The sequence below is a fragment of the Robinsoniella sp. genome (assembly GCF_034124845.1).
The window spans coordinates 1-9,093 of sequence record NZ_JAWYAJ010000429.1 but is presented as its reverse complement, the minus strand read 5'-3'; the positions used below and the strand labels follow the sequence as shown (position 1 = coordinate 9,093).

Here is a 9,093-nt window from a genome sequence, read left to right as displayed (position 1 = left end):
CAAATCCTCCTTCGTTTAGCGCGTGTTTGCAAATGGCGGAAGTAAATTTTCAAACACGCTTTCGTCCAATTCTAACATTAGGAATACGACATCAGCATGTCGCATTCCTAATATTTATTTTTCATTACTGCAGACTGTCAAAAAAGGATTCTGCAAAACCCATGGTAACACCGTAAGCAGATGCTTCCTGTTTGTATCTTCCTGTTCTGATATAGGATGTATCTATATCGAAATTATTGTATTTCAATACCCTTTTATTCAGATCCATGCGGAACTCTTCCAGATAACCGCCCACATAACCGCCCAGTATCATATTGCAGTCAAATGCCATGCGCAGATTGGTAATCGTTACAGCCAGATACTCCAGATATTCATCCCAGACCCGGAGACATTCCTCATCATTTTTTCTCAGCCTGTCAAAAAACAGTTCCAGACTTCCACCGGCATGTTTCATCAGGACTTTTGCAGCGCAATAGGCATCCACACAGCCTTTTTTGCCGCAATAGCAGGTTTTGCCGTCTTTTTCAATTACCATATGCCCAAACTCTGCACTCTTAAAATTTTCCCCCAGATAAAGTCGGTCATGCAAGAAAATTGCTCCGCCCACCGTATTGCTCAATGACAGGTATATGGTATTCTCGGTCTCGCTGCCAAGTTCCGCATATGCGGCACTGTTTGCATCGTTCTCCAGCGCAAAGTCAAAGTCAATAAACTCATCTAAGCATTTAAAACTCACATTGCTCACGCCCAGTGTATGGGAACGGATCAGGACTTTCTGCTCCCGGTCTACTATTCCGGGCAGAGAAATGCCAATCCCCAGAATCTTTTCATTCCTGACTTTTACTTTTGAGATAAAATCCCGAATCAAATCGCCCAGTGTTTCATAATATGCAAAATCCGGAGCAAACATCTTTCTGGTACGTTCAATCTCCAGAAGTTCTTTTTTCATATTAACCAGCACTATGGTAATATGGTGGTTGGTGATATCAATCCCTATCACATATCCGATATCCGGAGCTATGGAAATCGCTTTTGCCTTGCGCCCGCCGGTAGACTCATAGACCCCGTTTTCCACGGCAATCCCCTCCGCAACCAGTTCTTTGACATTTTGCAGTGTCGTTGGCATGCTCAACCCCAGGACATTTGCAATCTCAGCTTTGGATGTAACCCCTTTGGATGAAATAAACTTGGCAATCCGAATTTTGTTATTTCTTTTCGTTTCTGCTATTTTCACATCTTTTCCCATATTATTTATAACGGCCCTTCTTTATTTTCTCAGAGATATCACGGAGTTCTTCCTTAGACAGCTGATCCAGGTTTTCCAGTTTTTCCAAAAACACACCGGCTGTTTCATCCATTTTGTTCTGTATAAATTCCAGGTAATAGCTCACCACAACTCCTGGAATAAGGGCAACGATCAGAATACCATAAAGTCCCAATACCACGGTACAGATTCGTCCCACAGCCGTAACTGCATAATAATCTCCGAATCCAATAGTAGTAATGACACTGAATGCATACCATAAAGCATCTCCATATGTCTTTACCTCAGGCTCTGCCGCCAGAAATACAAAAGAGATTCCCAGGATAAACATCAAAAATCCATTTAGATCTTATCAACATTTGTTATCTTTAAAATTTTCCACAGTCTTTTTAATTTTTTCATTTCATATTCCTTTATCTGTCCGCTTCCAGACTAGAGCGTGTTTGAAAATTCATTCCCGTCAATTTTCTCCACTCCCATCAAATACCAGCATAAAAACACTGCCATTTATGGTACAGTATAGTTAGGAGGTGTTCATTATGAAGAAAAAGAAAATCCTAATTACATTGGTATGCCTTGCTTCCCTTTGGGCTTTTGCTCTCTTTAAAGGTCCGGAATACAAAGTAGTAAATGCATTTAATACCGAAGCTAACCGTACCAATACCTGCGTATTGAACATTATTGTAACAAACACCTGGTCATCTGCCCAGTTAAAAGAAATTGCGGTGGAAACCTACAAAGAATACCAGCATGAGAATCCTGACTCTGATACCGATTCCTTTACGGTAAAATTCTATCACAACCAGCATGATCTTGAAAACGGACAAAACTTTGACGAAATCACTTTTGACCAGAGTCTATTATAAATTTAATGCACATCAACCGCAAAGTGAGGCATACATGCCTGACACTTTGTAAAGACGCTGCCCCTAAAATATAAAGCGTAATGAAATTAAACCACGCTGTCTATTTTCGGGGCAGACTCTCCAATACGTAAGTTAGCTGGCAGACTCCAAGTCAAGTACATCACGTGATCCTGCACGTTCCAGCCTTATAATGTTTTCACAAATTCCCTGGCTGTATCTAACCGTTCCCGAAACTCTCCATAAAAATCACTGCCCGATTCATAGGGCATTAAATAAAAATATTTCAGTATGTACATCCCAATCTCTTTCATCAGATGCTCATTTTGGTCACTTTCCAGCATCTTCTGCATATCTTTTAAAAAATAATGCCATTCTACAATAAATTGTTCATAGTTTTTTGCGTCCGGTGTATCAATCCATTTTCGAACCTTTACCTTCGATCTGTTATCCTTTTTGCACTCATGAATCTGCAAAAAATATTGAAAAGAATTGTTCTCATAGAATCTTCCAAGGGGGAAAATTCTGCATATACCCGGACGGAATTTATGGATACTGCATCTTCCCTCTTTATTTAAGAAAGCGCAGCGCTCCGAACCTTCCGCCATTTTCAGGTTTGGCAGGATCATGCTGTCTACGATATTCAATGTAACTTTCTCCTTCAGCAATTCTTCAAAAGAGCAATTCAAATTTGTAGTTAAACGGAATATATCCAGCGGATCCAGAATTATGGAATCCCCCATCCCCTGACAGCAGGCGGAACAACCGCTGCAATCCTGACAGTCTGCTTTTACCATATCATTTAATCCATATAATTTTCCATCGGATATTTCCTGCAGATTTACTTCTCTGATCATTTTATTTTCCTCATATTACTTTTTATTTTAATAAACATTATTATATGGTATCAGGTATATATTTTCAATAAATATCGGCTGAAAATGCAAGACAGTCCCTTTTTAAGAAACTTTTTCTTATTTTATCCTGTTTTGATCAGAAAACCTATATTTCTTATTGACATGACTGCAAATATATATTAAACTATTAGTGTAATAACAACTAATGTTATTACTTTCTCTCATAGCCCGGATCCCACGTCCGGGTTATACCTTCTGAATTTACAAATACTATAAAAGCTCTGGTTTTAATCCCGTTTCCATCCCGGAATTCTTTGACAATGACAAGTTCCCTTATTATAATACATATATAGATGCTGATAATTTGATATTTGACGAAGTCAGGGGGATAAGATTATGAAAAAATACGAGTACAAATTTGTGGAAGTGCCCAAAAAAGAAAATGGCCGAAAAACTAAGGCGGGAGATACTTTTGAAGAATGTAAAGAAGTCATACTTATGGAAGCAGAAAAAGGATGGCGGTTAAAACAGATCGTGGTACCATTTAATGAAAAAACCGGAATTTATGCCGCCATGAATTATCAAATCATTTTTGAAAGGGAATCACTGTAATCAGTTTATAAAATCAGCCGGATCATGCAAAAAATGGGGAGTGGAGGAATATCATGAACGCTATGGTATCCCCATAGCGTTCATGATATTCCTCCACTCCCCATCTTCGTGCACACCTCATCTGCTAAGCGTCTGCCATCACCGTTCGTTTGCGTGTATTATTAAGCTCTCCTGCATTTTTTTAGGAGCACACATCCACTTTCAGGCACATGCCAGATCTGTGCCCCCATCTTTACATAGAAACGGTCTTTTTGGGTCATATTTCCCATACAGTCAAATACTTCTCTGTCAAACATCCCCTCTTCTTTTACCGAAAGGATCAGCTCTGACCGGCTGGTACCATTTACAAAAAGCATCTCATCATAACACTTTTCCATTTCGATTAGCTCTGTAAGATGATAAGTACAAACGAATGTATTCTTATGGATTCCTTTGATGACACTATATCTTTCTGTAGGATGCAGCGGTATAAATTCTCCATCTGTAAAAGCCTGTTTATACCTTATCCAAAGGGAACAATAAAATTTCAGCATCTGATAATGTTCCTTCTTCAGCTCTTCCAGCCGCATGGATATCTGCGGTACACTGAATAAAATCTGAATGATCTGAAGTGCTGCACTTTCTACCGGGTCCTCGTAATGCCACATGACCATATCGGAATGCACAGCGCTGTCTCCTGCAATCAAGCGGATATCCGTAACCCGGACTTTGTTTTCCACGTCATCCATGGGACAGTCTACCGCACGAAAAATATTTCCATAGGTACGCATTCTCGGTCCGTTATAGGTCTGGCGGAATTCCAGCAGGATATCAGGCTTTATCTGCTTAAGCCTGCTGATACAGTCCGTCATTAACCGGTCTGCGGCTTCTTCAAAAGACTGATAATCCCTTCTTTCATCTGATTCCCTGCCGCTGACCCCCGTCACGACAAACTCGTCCACAAAGTCCAGCTTAAAGCCGTCCAGCCCCCACTCAGCCAGTGCTTTTTCATATAGTCCGATTATGAATTCCCGGACCGCCGGATATCTTGGGTCCAGCACATGCCATTCTCTTTGTGCATCGGGATCGATAAGCATATCCTGAAAACGTGCAAAGTTAGCGGATCTCTCTCCGATAAACGGTACACTATACCAGAACATAGCACGCATTCCAATCTGATGGAGGCTGTCCGTAAATTTCCGGATGTCAGGCATCTTTGATCTGGCTGCTTCCCAGTCCCCACAGTATGCATACCCCCTGGCATTATCCTCTGTCTGCCAGCCGTCATCGATGATTACCGTACCACAGCCCAGTTCTTTTGCCAGCGTACACTGCTTTAAAAGTTCATTCTGACTGACCCGCTGGTGATAGCTGTACCAGGTGGAGTACACAAGCTCTTTGGCATTTGGCGGAACGAAAGCAGGAGCCATTCCCTCCAAAGTTTCCCACCACCGGGATAATTCTTGCAGACTCTGATAATAGGGAATCTCTCTCATATCCAGCCGAATGGTTATCTCATATGATTTTCTGGGGACCGCTTCCCGGCAAAACAATCTGATTTCAAACTCATATTCCCCGGTTTCTTCCACCGGCAGAGCTTTTAATCCAATAGTGCTTAAGGTGTCGGAAAGTCCGATACAGGCGCAGTTTTTCTGGCTAGGAGCAAGCAGGCATTCCACCGGGGCACCCGTAAATCCATTGGTGAGATATAAATTCTCAAACCAATCGGAATTCAGCCCCTTGATCAGATGTAATTTTGGTGACCATCTGTAATGTACCTGGATTGCCGGCACATAAATCCTTAAAGTCAGAGGCGTAAAGACTGCCTCCTTTTCTGACTGCACAGTAAAGTGTATAAATGCCACCTCTCCTTTTTGTTCTTCCTGGCAAGTAACAGCTCTTTCTCTCTGGGGCGGAATCGCTCCGATTCTATATGTTAATTTATCCATTTGATACTCCTAACTCTTAACTGCTCCGGCAATCATGCCATCCACAATATATTTTTGTGCCGCACAATACACAACCAGGATCGGAAGAATGGACAACACAATAAATGCACACACATAGTTCCATTTATATGTCATATACCCCACAAAACTGTAGATACTCAGCGGTACGGTATTCTTTGCCGTGTCTGTTACGAAATATAATGAGATCTGGAAATCATTCCATACACCCATAAATGTAATAATTACATTTGTAAAAATAGCAGGTTTTAACAACGGGAAGATTACCCGGTAGAACATATTGAAGAATCCTGCTCCTTCCAGCATTGCCGATTCATCCAGTGCTCTTGGAATACCTTTAATTACACCGGAATAGATCATGATACTAAGCGGCATTCTGGCTGCAATATGTATTAAAATAATGGAAGCATAGGTACCGCTTAGTCCCAGTGTCTTAACGATAATAACCTCAGGAATCAATGCCAGCGGTGCAATCATTCCGATTAGAAAATATCCGGAAAGTACTTTGCTTGTTTTATCGCTGCGCCGTGAGATGATAAAGGCCGTTACGGAAGAGATCAAAACGGTAAGCAGTACAACCAGTCCGGTTATGATAAAACTATTTTTAAATGCCCGCAGCAGCTGTCCTTTTTCAATAACATAGCTGAAGTTTTCCCACAGAAATACTTTTGGAAGTGAAAGGGTTACTACTGCTGATTCTTCCACGGATTTAAATGCCGTCAGAATGACGAGAAGAAATGGGAAAATTACGGCAAATGTCATGAGAATGCAGATCACATAGACCGCTGTTTTTGAAAGAACTCTTTTCGTTTTTAAATTTGCTTTCATCAGATATCCGGCTCCCTTCTCCTTAAGAAACTTAATAACGGGGAAATAATAATAACGATCAGCAGAAACTGTACCAGGTTAATTGCAGATGCGTAACCAAGTGTCCCAACCCTCATGGCATCATATGACAATTTACTGATTACCTGGGTTGCTCCGTTGGGTCCACCATTGGTCATGGACATTACGATATCAAATATATTAAATCCACCAATGACACATAAAGTAATGGTTGTATTAATCGACGGCGTGACAAGGGGCAGGGTGATGGATTTTGTGGTCTGCCACGCACTTGCACCATCAATTCTGGCTGCCTCATATAAATCACCGGAGATGGACTGAAGTCCCGCCAGTATAATAGCGGTGTTAAACCCGATCCACATCCAGGATTCCACCGTACATACGGAATAGAGCACCACATTGGTATCTCCAAGCCAGTTCAGTGCTAATGCACCAAGTCCAATATTATTTAAGAAGATATTCAATATCCCCGTATCCGGCTGCAGGATAAAGGTAAATACATACCCGATTACCAGTGCACCGATGGTACATGGCAGGAAGATCACTGCACGGAAAAAATTCCTTCCCTTAAATGCCCGGTTCAGCAAAAGGGCAAAGCACAATCCTATCCCTACTTTAATAATGGTTGTTATTACTGCAAATTGAAAAGTATGGCCTAACGCCGGAAGAAAGCTTTGGGAAGCAAAAAGATCCAGAAAATTAGAAATGCCGATAAAATTTGGCGCTTCAAAATTGTAAATGCTCCAGTCCGTGAAGGAAAATATAAATCCTCCCCCAATGGCAAAAATATAAAATATGGTAAAAACAGCAACGCCCGGAATAACAATATAAAGTGGATAATATTTCTTTTCCAGTTTATTCATGCTGCTTTTTTTCTTCTTTTCTTTCATACAGCTCCTTTCTATACAAAAACCACCTCCGTATGAACGATGGTGGTTTGTACTCTCAGGGCAAGTGGCTGGAATGAATTTCCATACTTGCCCTTACTCAGATTTTATTTAAATCCTTCAAACCCTAACTGTTTTCCTACTGTTATAACTGCATCACTCCAGATTTTCGCACATTCCTCCGGTGTCTTCTGTCCCAGTAAATCAGAGAGAAATGCACTGTTTGCATCATCTGACGGTGTTATAACATATGTCTGGTTATAATGAATCTGTGTTTTGCCTTCATCGATATATTTCTGTGTGTCCTTTAAAGTTCCGCTTAAATTCGGCGCATCCAGATCATTCCATACGGAAGTACATGCTCTGGTCTTCATATTGAGAAGTAAATTATCGTCTTCAGCCATAAAACTGATAAAATCTTTTGCTGCATCCGGATTCTTACACTGATTGGAGATATAATATCCGCCCGGACCTGCAATTGCAAGCTGGCTGTCACCATCTGCTGAAGGTGCTGCAAACATTCCGATATTTCCCTCGCCTGCCGGCTCTACTTTCACATATTCGGGATCTGCCCAGTCACCCATATACATCATAGCAGCCTGTCCGGAAGCAAGGGCTTTCTGTCCCATCTCATATGTTGCAGTGGACATATCTGAATTTAAATATCCTTTATCTACATAGCCTTTTAATCTTTCAAACATCTGTGTAAATTCCGGAAGAGAATCCCAGCGGATTTCATTCTTATTTAATTTTTCTAATGCATCCGGGTTCTTACTGAGAATATTAGGCCACTCAGCGTTCATGATCTGATTTACTGTCCAGGAATCAGCCATGGATACATAGATCGGCGTAATACCTGCATCTTTTAATTTAGCACATGCCGCATCAAACTCTTCGTATGTTTTAGGTACTTCCAGTCCGTTATCCTTAAATACTTTTGTGTTATAAACGATACCAAAGGAATTGACACCGCCATTTGGGAAGCAATACACTTTTCCATCCGAATGCGTTACAAATTCCCTGCCTGTTTCCGTTAACTTCTGAACCCATGCTTCGCCGGATAAGTCTACCAGATTTTTTTCATGCTGGTATGATGTAGACTGGGTTCCGGTATCTCCGATAAAGATATCCCACATGCCGCTTGTAGACATTTTTGTCTGTAAAAGAGAGTCGAACTGGTCATCATCAATTGCCTGGATATCCAGTTTATTTCCCGTTTTTTCTTCCCAGTTTTCTTTAAATGTTTCAATATTGGAGATTTCTACGTGGGATGCTTTTAATCCAACGGTAATGGTTACACCGCCTTTTGCTTTATCACCGGATGCCGAAGCTTCGGAAGTCTGCTCTTTGGAAGTGTCCGCGTCCGCAGCTTTTTTGTCTCCGCTCTGGCAGGCTGCTGCTGACATCATCAGGACAGCTGCAATCCCTGCTGCCATCACCTTTTTTGCAAGATTTTTCTTTTTCATACAATTCCTCCTTATTCTTAACAACTGTTATTGTGCTTTCATTATATAAATCATGTGGTCATTTTGGAATGTACTTTTCTGTCTGGTTTGTATATATTTTTTTGACATCCCTCATATTACCTTTACTGACTTTACCTTACTCCAGTTTCCATATACTTTCGAATTTCCCGCTTTCTTATAGCTTCTGACCCGAACGTAATACGTCTTTCTGGTTTTTAGCTTTTTCAGTTCCAGCCGGGTGGTTTTATTTTTCGAGACCGTTTTTACCTTTGTCTTTGACCCGGCAAATTTTTTACTGAGGGAATACTGCACCTGGTATCCGGAAGCCTTTTTATCCCGCTTCCAAACTACC

Annotated in this window: 10 protein-coding genes; 2 read left to right on the top strand and 8 right to left on the bottom strand. The window is 41.1% G+C overall.

Annotation, left to right across the window (positions count from 1 at the left end):
* Positions 1-124: 124 nt before the first annotated feature.
* Entirely contained in the window at positions 125-1,234 is a 1,110-nt protein-coding gene (locus ACH2DQ_RS21200; RefSeq protein ID WP_394915748.1) for an ROK family transcriptional regulator, read from the bottom strand.
* Positions 1,235-1,247: 13 nt separating this feature from the next.
* Complete coding sequence (locus tag ACH2DQ_RS21195) at positions 1,248-1,595, bottom strand: potassium channel family protein (RefSeq protein ID WP_395028227.1); 348 nt, start codon at positions 1,593-1,595, stop codon at positions 1,248-1,250.
* 208 nt (positions 1,596-1,803) lie between these two features.
* Between ACH2DQ_RS21195 and ACH2DQ_RS21190 the strand changes: the two genes are divergently transcribed.
* A complete protein-coding gene (locus ACH2DQ_RS21190; protein WP_394915746.1) occupies positions 1,804-2,130 on the top strand; it encodes a hypothetical protein in 327 nt (108 codons plus the stop codon).
* A gap of 185 nt (positions 2,131-2,315) precedes the next feature.
* On the opposite strand, the gene ACH2DQ_RS21185 is transcribed toward ACH2DQ_RS21190, so the two are convergent.
* Positions 2,316-2,984, bottom strand: a complete 669-nt coding sequence (locus tag ACH2DQ_RS21185; protein ID WP_394915745.1) for a YkgJ family cysteine cluster protein — start codon at positions 2,982-2,984, stop codon at positions 2,316-2,318.
* A 396-nt stretch (positions 2,985-3,380) separates the two neighbouring features.
* Here ACH2DQ_RS21185 and ACH2DQ_RS21180 point away from each other — a divergent pair, with 396 nt between their 5' ends.
* Entirely contained in the window at positions 3,381-3,596 is a 216-nt protein-coding gene (locus ACH2DQ_RS21180; protein ID WP_394915744.1) for a DUF4177 domain-containing protein, read from the top strand.
* A 161-nt stretch (positions 3,597-3,757) separates the two neighbouring features.
* Here ACH2DQ_RS21180 and ACH2DQ_RS21175 read toward each other — a convergent pair whose 3' ends face one another.
* From ACH2DQ_RS21175 to ACH2DQ_RS21155, 5 genes are all read right to left on the bottom strand, one after another.
* The gene (locus ACH2DQ_RS21175; RefSeq protein WP_394915743.1) at positions 3,758-5,524 is read right to left on the bottom strand and encodes a glycoside hydrolase family 36 protein; all 1,767 of its coding nucleotides are present in this window, start codon (positions 5,522-5,524) and stop codon (positions 3,758-3,760) included.
* 9 nt (positions 5,525-5,533) lie between these two features.
* The gene (locus ACH2DQ_RS21170; RefSeq protein WP_394915742.1) at positions 5,534-6,370 is read right to left on the bottom strand and encodes a carbohydrate ABC transporter permease; all 837 of its coding nucleotides are present in this window, start codon (positions 6,368-6,370) and stop codon (positions 5,534-5,536) included.
* Positions 6,370-7,278, bottom strand: coding sequence for a carbohydrate ABC transporter permease (locus ACH2DQ_RS21165; protein ID WP_394915741.1), 909 nt, complete (start codon positions 7,276-7,278; stop codon positions 6,370-6,372). The genes ACH2DQ_RS21170 and ACH2DQ_RS21165 overlap by 1 nt, the downstream gene beginning before the upstream one ends.
* A gap of 104 nt (positions 7,279-7,382) precedes the next feature.
* On the bottom strand, positions 7,383-8,741 hold the full coding sequence (locus ACH2DQ_RS21160; RefSeq protein WP_394915740.1) for an ABC transporter substrate-binding protein: 1,359 nt from the start codon (positions 8,739-8,741) through the stop codon (positions 7,383-7,385).
* A 111-nt stretch (positions 8,742-8,852) separates the two neighbouring features.
* The coding region (locus tag ACH2DQ_RS21155) for a fibronectin type III domain-containing protein (RefSeq protein ID WP_395028222.1) at positions 8,853-9,093 on the bottom strand (241 nt) is incomplete at its 5' end.

What these genes read in the sequence shown, in the direction of transcription:
- ACH2DQ_RS21160 (WP_394915740.1), bottom strand. Translation starts at nt 8,741, where the DNA reads ATGAAAAAGAAAAATCTTGCAAAAAAGGTGATGGCAGCAGGGATTGCA.
- ACH2DQ_RS21180 (WP_394915744.1), top strand. Translation starts at nt 3,381, where the DNA reads ATGAAAAAATACGAGTACAAATTTGTGGAAGTGCCCAAAAAAGAAAAT.
- ACH2DQ_RS21170 (WP_394915742.1), bottom strand. Translation starts at nt 6,370, where the DNA reads ATGAAAGCAAATTTAAAAACGAAAAGAGTTCTTTCAAAAACAGCGGTC.
- ACH2DQ_RS21190 (WP_394915746.1), top strand. Translation starts at nt 1,804, where the DNA reads ATGAAGAAAAAGAAAATCCTAATTACATTGGTATGCCTTGCTTCCCTT.
- ACH2DQ_RS21165 (WP_394915741.1), bottom strand. Translation starts at nt 7,278, where the DNA reads ATGAAAGAAAAGAAGAAAAAAAGCAGCATGAATAAACTGGAAAAGAAA.
- ACH2DQ_RS21185 (WP_394915745.1), bottom strand. Translation starts at nt 2,984, where the DNA reads ATGATCAGAGAAGTAAATCTGCAGGAAATATCCGATGGAAAATTATAT.
- ACH2DQ_RS21175 (WP_394915743.1), bottom strand. Translation starts at nt 5,524, where the DNA reads ATGGATAAATTAACATATAGAATCGGAGCGATTCCGCCCCAGAGAGAA.
- ACH2DQ_RS21195 (WP_395028227.1), bottom strand. Translation starts at nt 1,595, where the DNA reads ATGTTTATCCTGGGAATCTCTTTTGTATTTCTGGCGGCAGAGCCTGAG.